Origin of the sequence: Nocardia sp. NPDC127526 (assembly GCF_042672265.1) — a bacterium.
Taxonomy (GTDB): Bacteria; Actinomycetota; Actinomycetes; order Mycobacteriales; family Mycobacteriaceae; genus Nocardia.
This window is the reverse complement of the sequence record NZ_JBHXVO010000018.1, coordinates 124,553-142,422: the sequence shown is the minus strand read 5'-3', so window position 1 is coordinate 142,422 and position 17,870 is coordinate 124,553. Positions and strand designations below refer to the sequence as shown.

At 66.8% G+C, this 17,870-nt stretch carries 21 protein-coding genes; 9 read left to right on the top strand and 12 right to left on the bottom strand.

Features of this window, described 5'->3' with window-relative positions; translation table 11 throughout:
* Position 1 precedes the first annotated feature (1 nt).
* The gene (kdpA, locus tag ACFVIV_RS25915) at positions 2-1,672 is read right to left on the bottom strand and encodes a potassium-transporting ATPase subunit KdpA (RefSeq protein ID WP_379200552.1); all 1,671 of its coding nucleotides are present in this window, start codon (positions 1,670-1,672) and stop codon (positions 2-4) included.
* Positions 1,673-1,867, bottom strand: a complete 195-nt coding sequence (locus ACFVIV_RS25910) for a potassium-transporting ATPase subunit F (protein WP_379200550.1) — start codon at positions 1,865-1,867, stop codon at positions 1,673-1,675. It abuts the gene before it with no gap.
* A 261-nt stretch (positions 1,868-2,128) separates the two neighbouring features.
* Between ACFVIV_RS25910 and ACFVIV_RS25905 the strand changes: the two genes are divergently transcribed.
* Genes ACFVIV_RS25905 through ACFVIV_RS25895 form a run of 3 tightly spaced genes read left to right on the top strand, consistent with a single transcriptional unit; the run spans position 2,129 to position 5,474 of the window.
* The gene (locus ACFVIV_RS25905) at positions 2,129-2,281 is read left to right on the top strand and encodes a hypothetical protein (RefSeq protein WP_379200548.1); all 153 of its coding nucleotides are present in this window, start codon (positions 2,129-2,131) and stop codon (positions 2,279-2,281) included.
* Positions 2,278-4,776 (top strand): ATP-binding protein, encoded by a 2,499-nt coding sequence (locus ACFVIV_RS25900; protein ID WP_379200546.1) that lies wholly within the window; start codon positions 2,278-2,280, stop codon positions 4,774-4,776. The genes ACFVIV_RS25905 and ACFVIV_RS25900 overlap by 4 nt, the downstream gene beginning before the upstream one ends.
* On the top strand, positions 4,773-5,474 hold the full coding sequence (locus ACFVIV_RS25895) for a response regulator (RefSeq protein WP_379200544.1): 702 nt from the start codon (positions 4,773-4,775) through the stop codon (positions 5,472-5,474). Before ACFVIV_RS25900 ends, ACFVIV_RS25895 begins: the two co-directional genes overlap by 4 nt.
* On the opposite strand, the gene ACFVIV_RS25890 is transcribed toward ACFVIV_RS25895, so the two are convergent.
* Positions 5,475-6,677 (bottom strand): cytochrome P450, encoded by a 1,203-nt coding sequence (locus ACFVIV_RS25890; RefSeq protein ID WP_379200542.1) that lies wholly within the window; start codon positions 6,675-6,677, stop codon positions 5,475-5,477. It lies immediately after the preceding gene.
* Between the two features lie 89 nt (positions 6,678-6,766).
* Complete coding sequence (locus ACFVIV_RS25885) at positions 6,767-8,035, bottom strand: Dyp-type peroxidase (protein WP_379200540.1); 1,269 nt, start codon at positions 8,033-8,035, stop codon at positions 6,767-6,769.
* Positions 8,036-8,195: 160 nt separating this feature from the next.
* Between ACFVIV_RS25885 and ACFVIV_RS25880 the strand changes: the two genes are divergently transcribed.
* Positions 8,196-8,870: an HAD family hydrolase gene (locus tag ACFVIV_RS25880; protein WP_379200538.1), complete on the top strand. Its 675-nt coding sequence runs from the start codon at positions 8,196-8,198 to the stop codon at positions 8,868-8,870.
* A 42-nt stretch (positions 8,871-8,912) separates the two neighbouring features.
* Here ACFVIV_RS25880 and ACFVIV_RS25875 read toward each other — a convergent pair whose 3' ends face one another.
* On the bottom strand, positions 8,913-9,458 hold the full coding sequence (locus ACFVIV_RS25875; RefSeq protein ID WP_379200536.1) for a hypothetical protein: 546 nt from the start codon (positions 9,456-9,458) through the stop codon (positions 8,913-8,915).
* Positions 9,459-9,627: 169 nt separating this feature from the next.
* Between ACFVIV_RS25875 and ACFVIV_RS25870 the strand changes: the two genes are divergently transcribed.
* From ACFVIV_RS25870 to ACFVIV_RS25850, 5 genes are read left to right on the top strand one after another with little or no spacing between them, the layout of a single operon-like run.
* A complete protein-coding gene (locus tag ACFVIV_RS25870) occupies positions 9,628-10,092 on the top strand; it encodes an OsmC family protein (protein WP_379200534.1) in 465 nt (154 codons plus the stop codon).
* Positions 10,092-10,370, top strand: a complete 279-nt coding sequence (locus ACFVIV_RS25865) for an acylphosphatase (protein WP_379200577.1) — start codon at positions 10,092-10,094, stop codon at positions 10,368-10,370. The genes ACFVIV_RS25870 and ACFVIV_RS25865 overlap by 1 nt, the downstream gene beginning before the upstream one ends.
* Before the next feature lie 27 nt (positions 10,371-10,397).
* Entirely contained in the window at positions 10,398-11,294 is an 897-nt protein-coding gene (locus ACFVIV_RS25860; protein WP_379200532.1) for a hypothetical protein, read from the top strand.
* On the top strand, positions 11,294-12,460 hold the full coding sequence (locus tag ACFVIV_RS25855) for a glutathionylspermidine synthase family protein (RefSeq protein WP_379200530.1): 1,167 nt from the start codon (positions 11,294-11,296) through the stop codon (positions 12,458-12,460). Before ACFVIV_RS25860 ends, ACFVIV_RS25855 begins: the two co-directional genes overlap by 1 nt.
* A gap of 42 nt (positions 12,461-12,502) precedes the next feature.
* Positions 12,503-12,955 (top strand): DUF350 domain-containing protein, encoded by a 453-nt coding sequence (locus ACFVIV_RS25850; protein WP_379200528.1) that lies wholly within the window; start codon positions 12,503-12,505, stop codon positions 12,953-12,955.
* Positions 12,956-13,055: 100 nt separating this feature from the next.
* Here the strand turns inward: ACFVIV_RS25850 and ACFVIV_RS25845 are convergent, their stop codons facing one another.
* The 7 genes from ACFVIV_RS25845 to ACFVIV_RS25815 all read right to left on the bottom strand — a co-directional run bounded on the left by ACFVIV_RS25845 (position 13,056) and on the right by ACFVIV_RS25815 (position 17,810).
* Complete coding sequence (locus tag ACFVIV_RS25845) at positions 13,056-13,988, bottom strand: DUF1152 domain-containing protein (protein ID WP_379200526.1); 933 nt, start codon at positions 13,986-13,988, stop codon at positions 13,056-13,058.
* Positions 13,989-14,038: 50 nt separating this feature from the next.
* Positions 14,039-14,509 (bottom strand): hypothetical protein, encoded by a 471-nt coding sequence (locus ACFVIV_RS25840; protein WP_379200524.1) that lies wholly within the window; start codon positions 14,507-14,509, stop codon positions 14,039-14,041.
* 111 nt (positions 14,510-14,620) lie between these two features.
* Positions 14,621-15,202, bottom strand: coding sequence for a dihydrofolate reductase family protein (locus ACFVIV_RS25835; protein ID WP_379200522.1), 582 nt, complete (start codon positions 15,200-15,202; stop codon positions 14,621-14,623).
* A 91-nt stretch (positions 15,203-15,293) separates the two neighbouring features.
* Positions 15,294-16,151 carry a bifunctional DNA-formamidopyrimidine glycosylase/DNA-(apurinic or apyrimidinic site) lyase gene (gene mutM / locus ACFVIV_RS25830; protein WP_379200520.1) on the bottom strand — a complete coding sequence of 286 codons (858 nt, stop codon included), beginning with the start codon at positions 16,149-16,151 and terminating at the stop codon, positions 15,294-15,296.
* A gap of 5 nt (positions 16,152-16,156) precedes the next feature.
* On the bottom strand, positions 16,157-16,933 hold the full coding sequence (rnc, locus tag ACFVIV_RS25825; protein ID WP_379200518.1) for a ribonuclease III: 777 nt from the start codon (positions 16,931-16,933) through the stop codon (positions 16,157-16,159).
* A gap of 23 nt (positions 16,934-16,956) precedes the next feature.
* The gene (gene rpmF / locus ACFVIV_RS25820; RefSeq protein WP_067544735.1) at positions 16,957-17,139 is read right to left on the bottom strand and encodes a 50S ribosomal protein L32; all 183 of its coding nucleotides are present in this window, start codon (positions 17,137-17,139) and stop codon (positions 16,957-16,959) included.
* A 2-nt stretch (positions 17,140-17,141) separates the two neighbouring features.
* Positions 17,142-17,810: a YceD family protein gene (locus ACFVIV_RS25815; RefSeq protein ID WP_379200516.1), complete on the bottom strand. Its 669-nt coding sequence runs from the start codon at positions 17,808-17,810 to the stop codon at positions 17,142-17,144.
* Between the last annotated feature and the right edge of the window lie 60 nt (positions 17,811-17,870).

Sequence of the window (17,870 nt, the reverse complement as noted above, 5' to 3'; positions counted from 1 at the left end):
TTCAGTGGATTCCTTCAGCGAGCGGCCCGAGCGCGAGCGCGGGCAGGAAGGTCAGGGCGACCAGGATGAAGGTGGTGCCGACGACCATGCCGACGAACTGCGGCCGATGCGTCGGCAGCGTGCCGATCGACTCCGGCGTATGCCCCTGCTGGGCCAGCGATCCGGCCAGGGCGAGCACGAAGATGATGGGCAGGAAGCGGCCGAACACCATGGCCAGGCCGAGCGCGGTGTTGAACCACTCGGTATTGCCGGTCAGGCCGGCGAAGGCCGAGCCATTGTTGTTGGCGGCGGAGGTGAAGGCGTACAGCACTTCCGACAACCCGTGCGGGCCGCTGTTGAGCATGCTCGCGCGCTGTCCGGGCATGGCCATGGCAATGGCGGTGCCCACCAGCACGATCAGCGGGCTGACCAGGAAATAGGTTGCGGCCAGCTTGATCTCGCGCGGGGTGATCTTCTTGCCCAGGTATTCCGGGGTGCGCCCGACCATGAGGCCGGCGACGAAGACCGTGATCACGGCCAGGATCAGCATGCCGTACAGGCCGGAGCCGACGCCGCCGGGCGCGACCTCGCCGAGCTGCATATTGAACATGGTCATGAGCCCGCCGAGGCTGGTGTAGGAGTCGTGGAACGAGTCCACCGCGCCGGTCGAGGTGAGCGTGGTCGAGGCGGCGAAGGTCGCCGAATTCGATACGCCGAAGCGGGTTTCCACGCCCTCCATGGCCGCGCCGATGGCGGTCGGGACGGTGCCGTGGTGCTGCAGCTGGAACAGGTTGGTCAACCCGATCGACAGCAGCGCGATGCAGCCCATGACGGCGGTGATGGCATAGCCCTGCTTCACGCTGCCCACCATGCGGCCGAAGGCGCGCGGCAGCGAGAACGGGATCATCAGGATGAGGAAGATCTCGAACCAGTTGGTCCAGGTGGTGGGGTTCTCGAACGGGTGCGAGGAGTTGGCGTTGTAGAAGCCGCCGCCATTGGTGCCGAGCTCCTTGATGACCTCCTGGCTGGCGACCGGACCACCCGGCAGGGTCTGGGTCGCACCGGCGACGGTGTCCACCACCTGGTCGTTGAGCACGAAGTTCTGCACCGCGCCGCCGGCGATCAGGATGATCGCGGCCACGAACGAGATCGGCAGCAGAATCCGGATGGTTCCCCTCACCAGATCCACCCAGAAGTTGCCCAGGTCGGCGGTGTGCTTGCGGGCGAAGCCGCGCACCAGCGCCACCGCGACGGCCATGCCCACGGCCGCGGACACGAAGTTCTGCACCGCCAGACCGGCCATCTGCACCAGGTGACCCATGGTGGATTCACCGGAGTAGTTCTGCCAGTTGGTATTCGTGACGAAGCTGACGGCGGTGTTCCAGGCCAGCGCCGGCGTCATCTCGGTCGCCGGATCCTCGAGGTGCAGCGGCAGCTTGCCCTGCAGCAGCTGGAAGAAGAACAGGAACAGGATGCTCACCGCCGAGAAGGCCAGCACGCTGCGGGCGTAGACCGCCCAGGTCATCTCCACGCCCGGCTGCACGCCGATGACCTTGTAGACGACTTTCTCGGCGCGCGAATGCTTCTCGGCCTTGTAGACGCGGGCCATGTAGTCCCCGAGCGGGATGTGCACCACGGCCAGCGCGATGATCAGGGATGCGACGAAGACGATCCCCGCGGTTGTCGTGCTCACTTAGAACCTCTCCGGAAACAGCAGCGCCGCGACCATGAACGCGGCGATGCCGATGGCCAGGACCAGACCGACAATGTTCTGGATCACAGCCGTTCCACCCCGCGTTGGATCAGGCCGAGCAGGGCAAAGATCGCCACTGTCAGCACGGTGAACACCACGACGGACATCTCTTGAACCTCTCTCTGTGCTGCGCATCCCGAGATGCGCCGGAGCGAGTCAAGCGTTAAAACGAGCCGAAAACGAGGGCCTTTACGGCTTCTTAGCGTCCCAAACGCCCGCCTTGACGCCCTGCTTACGAGCTTTCTCCGGTGTGTCGCACCCGGGCCGTCAACATCGCGGGTGAGACCGTAAAGAAAGCGTCAGGACCAGGCATTTCCGCTGTTCCGGCGGTAGACAGGGAAGCTCGGCCGAGTCGACCCGGCTCGGCCCGACAGCCATGGATGTAAGGAGACGACCGTGCCGGATCTCGCCGTCACCCTGATGGTGATCCTCGGCTTCCTGGCCGCCGCGCTGTGCCTGCGGGCCCTGGCCGCCGCCGAGGCGACCCGCACCCCGGCCCGTGCCGCCCGTCCGGGACTACGCGCGCCGGGCGCGATGATTAACGAGTGAAGCGCGGACAACTACGGATATATCTGGGCGCCGCCCCCGGCGTCGGCAAGACCTACGCCATGCTGTCGGAAGCACACCGGCGGCTGGAGCGGGGGCGCGATCTGGTGGCCGCGGTCGTGGAGACGCACGGGCGGTCCAAGACCGCGGAACTGCTCGACGGCATCGAGCGCATTCCGCCCAAGATGGTCGAGTACCGCGGCACCTCCATGCCCGAACTGGATGTCGAGGCGGTGTTGCGGCGGCAGCCGGCCGTGGTGCTGGTCGACGAGCTCGCGCACACCAATGTGCCCGGCAGCAAGCACGAGAAGCGCTGGCAGGACGTGCACGATCTGCTGGACGCGGGCATCGACGTGATCTCCACGGTCAATGTCCAGCATCTGGAGAGCCTCAACGACGTCGTGCAGCAGATCACCGGGGTGGTGCAGCGGGAAACCGTGCCGGACTGGGTGGTTCGCGGCGCGGATCAGGTGGAGCTGGTCGACATCACGCCGGAAGCCTTGCGGCGCAGAATGTCCCACGGCAATGTCTACGCCGCCGAGAAGGTGGACGCGGCGCTGCGCAACTATTTCCGGCCCGGAAACCTCACGGCGCTACGCGAACTCGCGCTGCTGTGGCTGGCCGATCAGGTGGACGCGGCGCTCGCCAAATACCGTGCGGACCACCAGATCACCGATACCTGGGAGGCCCGCGAGCGGGTCGTGGTGGCGGTGACCGGCGGGCCGGAATCGGAGACCATCGTGCGGCGCGCCAGCCGGATCGCCGCCAAGTCCAGCGCGGAACTGGTGCTGGTGCACGTGGTGCGCGGTGACGGGCTGGCCGGGGTGTCCACGCAGCGGCTGAACCGGCTGCGCGATCTGGCGACCAGTCTCGACGCCAGCCTGCACACCGTCACCGGCGATGATGTGCCGACCACCTTGCTGGATTTCGCCCGGCAAGCGAATGCGACCCAATTGGTGCTCGGCACCTCGCGGCGCTCCCGCTGGGCGCGCATGCTCGACGAGGGCATCGGGGCGACCGTAGTGCAGGAGTCGGGGAAGATCGACGTGCACATGGTGACTCATGAAGAGTCCAATCCGGGATTCCGCTGGCAGTCTCTGACACCGCGCGAACAGCAATTGCGGTCCTGGCTGGCCGCGCTGGTGGCGCCCTCGCTCATCTGCCTGGTCACCGTGCTGTGGCTGGATCGCTGGCTGGAACTGGGCGGGGAGAGCGCACTGTTCTTCATCGGCGTCATCGTGGTGGCGCTGTTCGGCGGCGTGGCCCCGGCGGCGCTGTCGGCCCTGCTGTCCGGGGTGCTGCTCAACTGGTTCTTCACCTCGCCCCGCTACAGCCTCACCATCGCCGAACTGGACAATTTCCTCACCATCGTGGTCCTGCTGGTGGTGGCGGTCGCGGTGGCGGCGCTGGTGGACGTGGCGTCGAAGCGAACCCGGGAGGCGCGCAAGGCCTCCCGGCAGGCGGAGTTGCTGACGCTGTTCGCCGGAGCGGTGCTGCACGGTGCGAATCTGCAGGATCTGCTGGAGCGGGCGCGCGAGACCTACGGGCAGGACGCGGTCAGCCTGGTCGACGACGACGGAGTCATCGCCTCGGTGGGCGAGAATCCGCCGGCCGATGTGGCCGCCGCCGAGACCGCGCTGGAGGCCGGTGACGATATGCACTGGCTGCTGCTATCGGGCCGGCAGCTCACGGCGGGCGATCGGGTGGTGCTGGGCGCGGTCGCGAATCAGGCTGCGGGACTGGTGCATCAGCGGCGGCTGCGGGAGGAGGCCGGGGCCGCGCAGGCGGTCATGGAGGCCGACAAACTGCGCCGCGCCCTGCTGTCGGCGGTCAGTCACGATCTGCGCACACCGCTGGCCGGAGCCAAGGCCGCGGTGTCGAGCCTGCGCAGCGACGATGTGGAGTTCTCCCCGGAGGACACCGCCGAATTGCTGGAGACCATCGAGGAATCCGTGGATCAGCTGACCGCGCTGGTGGGCAATCTGCTCGACTCCTCACGCCTGATGGTCGGCGTGGTGAAACCCCAGATGCGGCGGGTCTACCTCGACGAGGTGGTGCACCGCGCGCTCATGGGCATGGGCACCCGCGGTCTGCGGCGCACCGCCATGGACCGGGTGAAGGTGGAAGTGGGTACGGTATCGGTACACGCCGACCAGGGTCTGCTGGAACGCGTGCTGGCCAATCTCATCGATAATGCGATTCGCTACTCTCCGCAGGCCACGCCCGTCCGGGTGACCGCGGAGCGCATCGGGAAACGGGTGGCCGTCACCGTCGTCGACGCCGGCCCCGGCGTGCCGACCGGTCTGGAAGACCAGCTCTTCGAACCCTTCCAGCGGCTCGGCGATCGCGACAACTCCACCGGCGTCGGCCTCGGCCTGTCGGTGGTCCGAGGATTCGTGGATGCCATGGGCGGCACCGTGCACGCGGAGCCGACCCCGGGTGGAGGGTTGACAATGGTGATCGATCTACAAGCCAGCGATGAACAGGAGAACGGGTGACCAACTCGGCGCCGGCGCCGACCAAAGTCCTTGTGGTCGACGACGAACCACAGATTCTGCGCGCCCTGCGCATCAATCTGTCGGTGCGCGGATACGAGGTGACGACCGCGTCCACGGGGGCCGCGGCACTGCGGGCGGCGGCGGAGAAGCATCCCGAGGTCGTGATCCTGGACCTCGGGCTGCCGGATATGGACGGCATCGAGGTGCTGGCCGGGCTGCGCGGGTGGTCCACCGCACCGGTCATCGTGCTGTCGGCGCGCACCGACTCCTCCGACAAGGTGGAGGCGCTCGACGCGGGCGCGGACGACTACATCACCAAGCCGTTCGGCATGGACGAGCTGCTGGCCCGCCTGCGCGCCGCCGTGCGCCGGTCCGCGGCCACGGCCGACGCCTCCGAACCGATCATCGAGACGTCGTCGTTCACCGTGGATCTGTCCGCCAAGAAGGTCATCCGCCACGGCAAGGACGTGCACCTCACGCCCACCGAATGGGGCGTGCTGGAAATGCTGGTCCGCAATCAGGGCAAGCTGGTCGGGCGGCGCGAACTGTTGCGCGAGGTCTGGGGTCCGGCGTATGCCACCGAAACCCACTACCTGCGTGTGTATCTCGCGCAGTTGCGGCGCAAGCTCGAGGACGACCCGTCACAGCCCAAGCATCTGCTGACCGAGGCGGGCATGGGGTACCGGTTCCAGATCTGATCAGCGGGACAGGCGGATCGGCAGCGCCTTCAGGCCGTTGTTGAGGTTGGAGCGAATGCGGCGCGCCGGGCCGATGCGCTCGATGTCCGGGAAGCGGGCGAGCAGTTCCTCGAAGAACACTCGCCCCTCCAGACGCGCCAGGTGGACGCCCAGGCAGTAGTGCTGGGCCAGGCCGAAGGACAAGTGCGGGTTGGGGTTCCGGCGGATGTCGAAGCGCTGCGGATCGGCGAAGACGTCCTCGTCGCGGTTGGCGGAGGTGTACCACATGGCGACCTTGTCGCCCGCCTTGATCGGTACGCCGCGGATCTCGGTGTCGGCGGTGGCGGTGCGGCGGAAGTAGTGCAGCGGGTTAGCGTAGCGCAGGATCTCTTCCACCGCACCGGGAATCAGGGCCGGGTCGGCGCGCAGGGCCTTCAGCTGGTCGGGGTGGTCGAGCAGCAGTTGCAGGCCCGAGGACAGCATGGTTTTGGTGGTGTCGTTGCCCGCTGTCACCAGCTGGGTGAAGAAGCTGCCGAATTCGATGTCGGACATGGGTTTTCCGCCGAAGTTTCCGGCGAGGATCAATGAAGTGAGGTCCGCTCGCGGCGCTTCGGCGCGGCCTCGCGGGGCTTCGGTGCGGCGCTGCATGGCGAATTGGATGGCGTAGACGGCCATCTTGGTGACCTCGGCGGTGGCGTCGAAATCCCCGACCAGATCCGGATCCTGTTGGCTGGTGGACTGTTCCGCCCAGCGGCGCAGGTCCGGCCAGTCGGCGGCCGGGATGCCGAACAGACCGCCGACCACCTGGCTGGGCAGGACTCCGGCGACGTCGTGCACGAATTCGACGTCGCCGTCGACATTGTCGAGCAGTTGGCGGGTGAGGTCGCGGACACGATCCTCCATCTCCCCCACCACGCGCGCTTTGAAGTGCTCCGCCAAGGGTTTCCGGTATTCGGTGTGCCGGGGCGGATCCATCATGAGCAGCATGTTGCGGGTCATCTCGAGCCGCTCCGGAGGCTGATTCTCCAGAATCACGCCCTCGCGTTCAGCCGAGAACAGCTCCGGATTCCGCGCCACATGGGCGACATCCGCGTGCTTGAGAACGGCCCAATACCCGGGCTCACCAGGCATGTCCTGCCAGCAGACGGGCTGTGTCCGCCGCAGCCCGGCGAAGATCTCGTGGATCGGCCCGTCGACGTACAGCTCCGGGTCATAGATGTCCATGACGGCACGCTAGCCAGACGCGCCGATGTGCGGTCACGTTCACAAAAGCAGTCCCGCTGACCGGACGAGGGGGTCTCCCAATCGGGCGCTCAGAGGCCGAGACCTGCCGCGACCGGCTCGCCTTCCTTCATGCCCGGCGGCATGGCGAAGAATGCGCTGCCGGTGTGCTGGATGACGCCGTTCAGCAGGTCGGTTCCGGCCATGGCGTGCTGGGCGCGGATGAACTGCTCGGGCGGGTTGTTCATATAGGCGGCGAAGAGCAGGCCGGCGTCGAGCGAATTGTGGCCGCCGTGGGTGTGATTGGGGTCGGTGCCCGCGGGATGGTCGTGGGGAGCCACCTCTTCGGTCGCGGCGGTCGCGGTGGCCAGCAGGGTGCCGTAGTCGTAGTTGTAGCCGCGGCGGAACATCGGAATGCCGTTCACCAGGCGGATGTGCGCGGCGGGCGCGATGGCGAGTTCGCCGTCGGGGCCGCGGGCTTCCAGATCCACCGGATCGAATTCGTCCGAGCCGTGCAGGGGCGCGCCGTCCCCGCGGCGGCGGCCGATGATGCGGTTCTGCTCGGCCAGCGGCAGCATGTCCCAGTCGGCGGTCTTCATGCGGATCTTGCGGAACACCAGATACGTTCCGCCGCGGAACCATTCGGGTTCGGTGTCGGCGGTCGCCCAGACGGTATCGTCGAATTCCCGGGTCCCGGGGCGGGCATTGGCAGTACCGTCCTTGTGGCCGAACATGTTTCGCGGGGTGCCGCCACCGGCCGGGCGGCCGAGGAAACCGTGCTGGGTCCAGCGCATCCGGCCCAGGCCGGGCAGGCGCGCCCGCAGGGCGCGGAAGGCGTGGCTGACGATCTGCGGGTCGTCGGCGCAGATCTGGGCCAGGACATCGCCGCCGGTCCACGCGGAATTCAAGGCGTCATCAGGGAATCCGGGCAGCGGCTGCAAGTGCTGCGGGCGCCGATCGGCCAGCCCGAAGCGATCGTCGAAGACGGCCGGACCCAGACCGAAGGTCACCGTCAGCCGGGCCGGATCCAGATCGCTGGCGAAGTCGGTGTGATTGCTGAAACCCGCTGCGGTGCCGGGACTGTCGGGCACCCGGTGCCCGGCGGTGAGAGCGGCCGCCGTCTCCGTCCATCCGGCGAGCAGCTCGCGCAGCACGCCCCGATCGGGTTTCGCGACATCGCAGGACAGGAAGATCGCATGCGCCTGGGCGATGGTGGCGATTCCCGCTTGATGCGGTCCGTGGAACGGCTCGGTGCGACGGTCGTCCGCCTGCTCCGGTGCGGTCAACCGCCCGGCGACCACACCCGCCGTGGCGGCCCCGGCGGCCATGAGCGCCGAACCGAACAAACCCCGTCGCGACATCGATAAACCGGAATTACTACTCGCAGTAGTAGTTTCGCTCATGAGCACGAGCGTAGCCGCGAAATCCGCCACCTTCAATACGATTGAAGCTCGCGCGTCCGCACCGCCGTACACCGCCCCGGTGATACCTCCCCGGCCGCACACCGGGACGATGGTCACCATGGCTGTTGCGGCGATCGTGTTCGATATGGACGGCGTGCTCATCGACACCGAACCGATCTGGGAGGAGGTGCGGCGCGGATACATCGACGAGATGCACGGCAAGTGGCTGCCCGACACCCAAGCTCGGCTCATGGGGATGAGCACCGCCGAGTGGGCCGAATACCTCAGCAAGGACCTGCTCGACGGCCGGCGCACCCCCGAACAGGTAGCCGACGACGTCATCTCCCGCATGAGCGACCGCTACGCCGAACACCTCCCGCTCATGCCCGACGCGGTGAACGCGATCCGGCGCTTCGCCGACGTGTACACACTGGGCCTGGCCAGCTCCTCCCCGCGACGACTGATCGACGTGGTCCTCGACCACATGGGCGTCACCACCCTGTTCCGCGCAACCGTCTCAACCGAAGAGGTCGAACGCGGCAAGCCCGCCCCCGACGGCTACCTGGCAGCCGCCGCAGCCCTGGGCCTGCCGCCCCAACAGTGCGTGGCCATCGAGGATTCGAGCAACGGACTCCGTTCGGCCCACGCCGCCGGCATGACGGTCATCGCCGTCCCACACCCCCGCTACCCACCCGCCGCCGACGCCCTGGCACTGGCCGCCTACGTGGATGAAGACGGACTGCAGGCCCTCACCCCCGACATCATCACCAACCTCACCCCGAAACCGCGCTGATCACCAGCCCCGCAACTCGCACAGGCCACGCCATCCGGGCAATCACGACTGCTTCCCCCCACCGCCATCCCCTTCATCGCGCTCTCGCCCATCAGCTGCACCCCGCCCGTATTCCCGCGCCGTCTCCTCCGCCTCCCGCCGAGCCCGCTCAGCCTCCCGCCGAAACTTCTCCGGCATCATCACCCGCGACTGATAAGCCGTCAGCGCACTCCCCGCGCCGATCCCGCTGACCAACATGGCCACCCCCGCGATCCACGAGATATGCCAGAACGCGGCAACCACCCCAACAGTCGACCCACCCAGCCCCAACGACTTGGCAATCTGCTGCAGCAGACTCATCTTCGGATACACATCCGAAGCCGACCAATCCTCGATCAGCACCATCACCCCCAGATGCGGCAAGGCGATCGCGAACGAGATCACCGCGATCATCGCCGTCGCATTCAGCGACCCAGAGGTCAAAAACGGCTGAATGATGACCGTCCCGATGGCAATGAGCCCGCCATACATCAGCCGGTCCTGCCGCACCCACGACGCGCGCTCGTCCGGCGTCAGCTCTTCCCAGAACTCATCGTCCTCGGTTGCCATGCAGACATCCTCGAAGCCCGCACCGCCGAATCAGCGCATCGCCACACCCCCTTCGCGTCCCGCATCGCAGTGGCCCAGGTCACTGCGGAATTCGGCTGACCAGCTCCGTGTTTCGCAGTCCGGATGGGCCTCGCACCGCGTGGCACGAGCAAATGGGAGGATCTTGGTCATGGCTGAACAGACCGCCGCACCGCAGAACGCCGCTGCCGCTCAGTCCACCGACCCGGTGGAGTTGTGGGCCGAGCGCACCGGAACCCGCGCCTACACCGGCCGCAACAATCGCGGCGGCGAGGTGCTCATCGCCTCCGCGGGCGTGCCCGGCGCGTTCACCCCCGGTGAGCTGCTGAAGATCGCCCTGGCCGGCTGCACCGGCCTGAGCGCCGACTTCACCCTGTCGCGGCGGCTCGGCGACAGCTTCGACGCCACCGTGCGGGTCTCCGGCGACGCCGACCGCGAGAACGAGACCTACCCGGAGCTCACCGAGTCCATGGAACTCGATCTCAGCGAGCTCGACGAGGAATCGCGGCAGCGGCTGCTGGTCGCGGCGCAGCGGGCCATCGACAAGGTGTGCACCGTGGGCCGCACGCTGAAGGCCGGCACCACCGTCAACCTGACCTTCAAGATCGACGAGTGATGTCCGATCCGGTCCGGCTCAGCGCCTGGGTGCACGGGTATGTGCAAGGCGTCGGCTTCCGCTGGTGGACGCGGTCGCGCGCGCTCGAACTGGGCCTGACCGGATATGCCCGCAACCACCGCGACGGGCGGGTGCACGTGGTGGCCGAAGGACCCCGCGACCAGTGCGACACGCTGCTGACGCTGCTGCGTTCGGGCGATACTCCTGGCCGCGTGGATCTGGTTGTGGAAGACTGGGGCGCTGCCCAAGGTGGCATGACCGGGTTCGAAGAGCGCTAGTGCGCGGGGAGTTCGAGGAGTCGATCGTTGGCTGATGAACATCGCGGCGGCTCCGGCGACTCGAACGACCAGTCCGGATCCGGCGAGAATGTGGCGCCCGGCGGGCATTTCGGCGCGGGACCCGAGGAATCCGAGCGAGGCGCACAGGGATCAGAGGACGCGCCCGGCGGGCATTTCGGTGCCGCGCACGAATCCGACCGACCAGGCTCTTCCGCCCAGCCGCCAGTGAGCCAGCCGCCTGCCGGTCCTCCGGCCACGCCGCGCGCCGAGCCGCCCGCGGCTTCTCCGGTGAGCGAGCCGCCCGCGGCTCGTCCGGCCGCGCCACCCGCTGCTCATCCGGCTCCGCGGCGCGGCAGCATCATCCAGCAGGAGCCCGGCGTCACCACGGCGCGCGTGCCGACGGTGGCCGAGGCGCGGGCGCGCGCGAAGGCGCGGTATCAGGCCGAGGAGAAGGCGAAGGCCGAAGCGGAAGCCGATGAGGCCAAGCGGAAGTCGCGCAAGCGGCTCATGATCGGCGGCGCCGCCGTCGTGGGCGTCGCGGCGCTCGTGGGTGGCGGCTACCTCGCCTACAGCGCGATCAAATCGCCCGAGGTGACCGCGTACTGCACGATCATCGCCAAGAAGGGCCAAGAGGTCACCCTCGCCAACGGGCAGAAGATCACCGCCACGCAGGACAATCAGGAGATCGTCGTCCCCGACAACTACTGCGAGGACGGGTCGCGGGCGCACGGCGGCGGCATCGGCGGCATCTTCATCCTGAACGGCTCGCAATACCGCTACTACTACGGCGGCAACAACACCATCGGCCAGGCGCCGACCGGCGGCACCACCGTGGCGCCCAAGGGCGCGTCCATCAAGACCAAGACCGGCACCACCATTCAGCGCGGCGGCCTCGGCGCGAAGCTCGGCGGAGGAGGCTCGTAATGCGGCGTCTGCGCAGCACTCCCCGCGCGGGCTGGCAGCAGATCGTCGAAAGCCAGGGCCTGGTCTTCGGCAAACCCGGCCGCGACGCCAGCGGCCAGCCTCGCCCCTACTGGGACGAGTCCGTCCACTACGAATTCGACATGGACGAAATCCTGGCCCTGGAAGCCCAGGTCGAGGTCCTGCACACCATGTGCGTGCACGCCGTCGAACACATCATCCTCACCGAGCGCTTCGCCGATTTCGGTCTCCCGCAATGGAGTTGGGAACCCATCGCCAACTCCTGGAAGCGCAACGACCCCTACGTCTACGGCCGCTTCGACCTCCGCTACGACGGCCGCGGCCCCGCGAAACTCCTGGAGTACAACGCCGATACGCCGACGTCGCTGCTGGAGGCCGCAATCGTCCAGTGGCACTGGCTCACCGACACCCACCCGGGTGACGACCAGTGGAATTCCTTGCACGAGAAGCTCGTCGAACGCTGGACCGAACTCCGGGATGTGCTTCCGAAGACGGACCTGCACTTCACCTGGTCGGGCGCGGATGCCACCGGCGAGGACAATGTCACCACCGCCTACATGCAGGAGACCGCCGCCGAAGCAGGTTTCGACACCGTCGCCCTGCCCATCGAGGAAGTCGGATTCGACACGGAGCTGGAACGTTTCGTCGATCTCGCCGAAGCCCCCATCGAATCCATCTTCAAGCTCTACCCCTGGGAATGGGTGCTCGACGACCAGTTCGGCCAGCGCGTGGTCCAGTCGCTCCCCGCGACCATGTGGGTAGAGCCGCTGTGGAAGACCATGCTCTCCAACAAGGCGCTGCTGGCCGTCCTGTGGGAAATGTATCCCGGCCACCCCAACCTGCTCCCCGCCTACCTCGACGACCCGCACGAACTCACCGAGTACATCCGCAAACCGAAACTCGGCCGCGAGGGCGCCAACATGACCATCGTCGGCGCCGGCATGGAAACCGCCACCGGCGGCGTCTACGGCGCCGAAGGTTTCGTCTACCAATTGCTGGACCCGCTGCCAGAATTCGACGGCATGCGCCCCGTCCTCGGCGCCTGGATGGTAGGCGACACCGCCGCCGGCCTGGGCATCCGGGAAACGGCCGGCCTCATCACCGACGACGGCGCCGCATTCATCCCCCACCGCATCCCCGAATCCTGAAATACTCCCCCAGTCCCACCACCGCACCCGAAGGATCCCCCGATGACGACCGTTCTCGCACTCGAAGAGGGCTACTGGAGCTCACTCGGTGAAGGCGTTGGCGCCATCCTCCTCTACGCCCTGGTAGGCCTGGTCCTCGTACTCGCCGGCTTCTTCGCCGTAGACCTCACCACCCCCGGCAAACTCCGCAACCTGGTAGCCCAAGGCCTCCCCAACGCCGTAACCGTAAGCGCCGCAGGCATGCTCAGCATGGCCTTCATCGTGGTCCTCGCCATCTACGCCTCCGGCGGCGACCTCGCCGGCGGCCTGATCCGCTCCCTGATCTTCGGCGCCGTAGGCATAGTCGTCCAGGTAGTCTCCGTCCGAATCCTGGAACGAGTCCTCGGCATCGACATCGGCGCCGTCCTCCACAGCCCCACCTTCGCCGCCGAAGCCCTGGTAGTCTCCGCCGCCCACTTCGCCCTCGGCCTGGTCGTGGCCGTAGCCATCCTCTAACCCACCTGGACACTCGATCACCGGGAACTGGTGGCGGCATTCCCCGAGTAACCCCCGCCACCAGTTCCCGGTCGCGATCGTTTCACAAACACGAGCGTCGTCACCCAGGAATCGCCCGCCGCGGCCGCAGCGGTATCTGATCGCGAAACGCCTCGATAGCTGCAGCAACCTCGAACGGCGAGGTCGCATGCTCAATATGCTCGCGGTACTTCACCTGCCCCGCAACCGCATCCAGCTCAAACCCCCACACCATCGACATCAGCGGATTGACGAACAACTCGACCCCCTTATCCCGAGTCCGCCCCAGCGAGTGATGATCCCCGAACTCGCCACGAGCAGCATCCGTAATCGACGCACACACAATACTTTCCCGCCCAGGCGTACGCCCCTGCACCCAATCCACAGCATCAAGCCAAGCATCAACAGCAGGCATCCCGGGCATCAACGCGAAAACGCCAAGGTACGCACCAAGTTTGGCAAGTGCAGCAACATTCTCCAGAAAATGCGCATGACAAACCCCATGGTGAGCGTCAACGCCAAACCCAACACACACCGCCAGCTTGACGGGCAAATCGAGTGAATGCCCCGCCAGCAAGCTAGTGATGTCCTCCACCGGAGTCCCCAAGCCAGCTTCATCACCGGTCATCAGCAGATCGGTACCCCCATCAACCAATACCAGCGCGTCAATCCGCAATTCCCGTGCCAGCCAGGCATACGCGGCCCGAACGTCGGCCGGACCGCCCTTACGAACCATGAAGACGCGATCGGGATAACCATGGTCAGCCAGCCACACCGCGAGATGCTTCTCCGGGAAGTAATTCTGCGAACCAGCAGTGTCAGCGTGAACCTCGAAAACCCCCGGCGCCAGAGGAATCGCCCCGGTACGACCGACTGCCGTGAACGTCAGGTTCGCAAGGAAGACCTCCTTCCCACGCCCGTGCAACTCGAACGCGATAGGCAGCCCACTGAGCAGATCGAACCCGCCACCGGCACCAGCAATCAAGATCCGCTCAACGCCGCTGAACTTGCTCAAGATTCGGCTCTCGAACAAGCTGGATCTGGCCAGGTCAATCGCCTCCGACACTATGCGACTTCATCATCGAGCGGATCGCCAACGCTACTTGGTCCAGTTCTGCCGGTGATGAGTCCACTTCGATGTTCCTGTGCAATCGCTGCCTGCTCTTCGGAGACGTTCGGCGGGAACGCCATTGGCGCCGACCCGGCGATATCCACCGTCACCCCGGTCGGATTCACACACGCCGCCGCGAAATCGGCCAGCCGCCAACCACTCAATGCCTGGTAGGGATATTCACCCATCGCATCGAGCTCGTCCCGCCTCGACAACCACCCGGCGTACTCCTCGGCACTGGTGAACGCGCAGATCCAGTCCACACCACCGTATTTCGACGTCGAGATCCGCGAGCCCTCCGCCAGCGGCACCAACAGCACGGCCTCCCGGAACGCCGCCCGCAAAGCCGCCGGACTACCGAAACCCGCGTAGAACGACTCGATCTCCGCGCGCAATACGGCGACGCTCGGACCGAGATCGATCATGTACTCCCCCCATCCCACGCGACCACCCCCGGGCCTGCCTTCTCAGGCAGCATAACCCGCATCGATAGCGGATGCCTGTCAGAGATCGGCGCCAACCGTTGCCGTGTGCCCTCAGCGCACCCGGATGTACTTGAGGAAGGCGACGCCGTCCTCGAAAACCCGGCTGGTGAGGACGCGGAAGCGGGCCGCCTCCGGCAGGCGCGGGCCGTCGCCGAACAACGGCCGGCCGCGCCCGAGCACGATCGGATAGAGCTTCAGGAAAACCTGATCGATCTCGGGCATGAGCGTCTGCGCCAGGTCACCACCGCCGCACAGCCAGATGCCGAGCCCCTTTTCGCGCTTCATTTCGCGGACGCGGGCGAGCGGATCGTCGGAGATCAGTTCCACATCCGGATCCGGGGCCTCGGGCAGGGTGCGGGAGACCACGTACTGGCGCAGGTGGGAGTAGGGGCTGGAGGTTCCGGTGCGGACGCCGAAATCGTGGGTCTTGCGGCCCATCAGCACGGTGTCGAAGTACAGGTTGCGGCGATCCACGCCGAGGGCCTCGCGCACCTTCGTCGGTAAGGTTTCGGGATACTGCGCGGTAATGGCGGGGCCGTGGTCGCCGCCCACCGGGAAGAAATCGACCGATCCGTCCTCGGTGGCGATGAATCCGTCGATGGTTGCCGCGACGTAATAGGTCAGTTTGCGCATTGGTCCCTCCAGCCGGCACCACACATGCCGCTGTCAAAACGGTAGCGCTTCAAGGCGTTCGGCGGGGAGGCTAGACCCCAAAGTCAGTGGGTCAGCGGCGCGGGCGGGTCTGGCAGCGCGGGCAGGAGAACGACGACCGGTTCATGAACTTCTCGCGCACCATCGGCGCACCACAGCGGCGGCAGGGCTCGTGCTCGCGGCCGTAGGCGTTGAGGGAGCGCTCGAAGTAGCCGGATTCGCCATTGACGTTCACATACAGGGCGTCGAAGGAGGTGCCGCCGACGGCGAGCGCCTCGCTCATGACGGCATGCACCTCGGTGAGCAGGCCGTGCAGTGCGGGGCGCGTCAGCTTGGCGGCGACGCGCTCACCGTGGATTCCGGCCCGCCACAGCGCCTCATCGGCATAGATATTGCCGATCCCGGAGACCACGGTCTGATCGAGCAGCACCCGCTTGATCTCCGACTGCTTGGCGCGCAGCGCAGCCACCACCCGATCGGCGTCGAACAGCGGATCCAGCGGGTCGCGCGCGATATGCGCGACCGGTTCGGGCACCAGCGTCCCGTCGACCTCCAGCAGATCCGACACCTGCCAGCCGCCGAACGTCCGCTGATCCACGAACCGCAGTTCGCTCCCGGAATCCAGCGTCGCGATGATGTGCGCGTGCTTCTCCAAGGGCGCGTCACCGGGCTGCACGAGCATCTGCCCGCTCATGCCCAGATGCACCACGAGTGCGGTATCCGGCTCATCGAAGGTGAGCCACAAGAATTTCCCGCGCCGCTGCGCGGATTCGACCCGCAGACCGGCCAGCCGCGCGGCCAGGTCCTCCCCGCCGAGCACATGCCGGCGCACCGAGCGCGGATGCTTGACGGTCACGGATTCGACGACGCGGGTCACCACGTGTTCGGTGAGCCCGCGCCGTACGACTTCGACCTCGGGAAGTTCGGGCATCGAACCTAGCTCTTGGAGCTGTCGGCCGAACCCTCGGCGGCGGCTTCGCTATCGGCGTTCAACGCCTGATACGCGGCGCCCGCGGCCTTCTGTTCCGCTTCCTTCTTGGAGCGGCCCACCCCCTGGCCGTAGCCCTTGCCACCGATCACCGCGGTCGCGGTGAACTCCTTGTCGTGGTCGGGCCCGGTGGAGGTGATCTCATACGACGGCACGCCGATGCCGCGTTCGGCGGTCAGCTCCTGCAGGCTCGTCTTCCAATCGAGCCCGGCCCCCATGCGAGGACCGCGCTCGAGCAGTTCGGCGAACAGGCGCAGCACCACACTGCGTGCCACATCGATGCCGTGCTGCAGATGCACGGCGCCGAGCAGCGACTCCATGCCATCGGCGAGAATGCTCGGCTTGTCCCGGCCGCCGGTGAGCTCTTCGCCCTTACCGAGCAACAGGTGCCGGCCGAGCCCGCCCTCGCCGAGACCACGGGCGACCTCGGCGAGCGCGTGCATATTGACCACGCTCGCCCGCAGCTTCGCCAGCTCGCCCTCGGACTTGTCCGGATGCTCCAGATACAGGCGTTCGGTAATGCTCAGGCCGAGCACCGAATCGCCCAGGAATTCCAGGCGTTCGTTGGTCGGCAGCCCGCCGTTCTCGTACGCATAGGACCGGTGTGTCAGCGCGAGGCGCAACAGATCCGGACGCACGTCGACGCCGAGCGCCTCTAGCAGGGGAGAATGTTCGGCTGAGTCACCTACGGCGGCAATCTCCGCCGCGTCCTTGCTGGCGGTCACGGTCGGCTGCTCGATCAGGCGGATCAGACCGCCGAGGTGACCTGGCGGCCCTTGTAGGTGCCGCAGGACGGGCACGCGATGTGCGGCAGGGTCTGCTGACCGCACGCCCGGTTCGGGCAGGTGATCAGGGTCGGCGCGGTGGCCTTCCACTGGCTGCGACGCGCGTGGGTGTTGGCACGGGACATCCGGCGCTTCGGAACGGCCACGACTACTTCTCCTCTGTCCTCTGACTCGACGCGCCATTGTGGCCCGCGAGGGTGGAATCTGTTGATGGGTCCGGCGCGACACCTGCGGTATCGCCTCCGGGGGCAACGGCGAAATTCGCGAGCCCGGCCCAGCGAGGGTCAAGTATCTCATGACCGTGACCGGAACCCGCAATCGCCATCCGTACACCGCATTCCGGGCACAATCCCGCGCAATCGGGTTCGCACAGCGGCTGCAACGGCAGTTCCAGGCCGACGGCGTCGATGATCACCGGTTCCAGGTCGATCATGTCGTCGACCAGACGCGGGATCTCGTCTTCTTCGGTGGTCTGCTCCGTCGCGCTGTCCGGGTAGGCGAAAAGCTCGGTGAGCTGCAGCTCGATCTCGTCGGTGAACGGTTCGAGGCAGCGCGAGCATTCCCCTTCGATGGGTGCGTGCACCGAACCGGTGACCAGCACGCCCTCGGAAACCGACTGCAGCGTGAGATCCAGTTCGACCTCGGAACCGGCGGGAATGCCGACCATCTCCAGGCCGATCTTCTCGGCGGTGGTGACGGTGCGACGCAATTCACGCAGCGACCCGGGCTTGCGTCCGAGACTGCGCGTATCCAGCACGAAGCCCGCGTCCGTCAGGTGCTGACGATGACGCGAGGGCTTACCGGAATCGGCAGACATCACGAACTCACTCACGCTCGGTGTGGAATGGGCAACCACTCAACAATACCGAAGGTCATG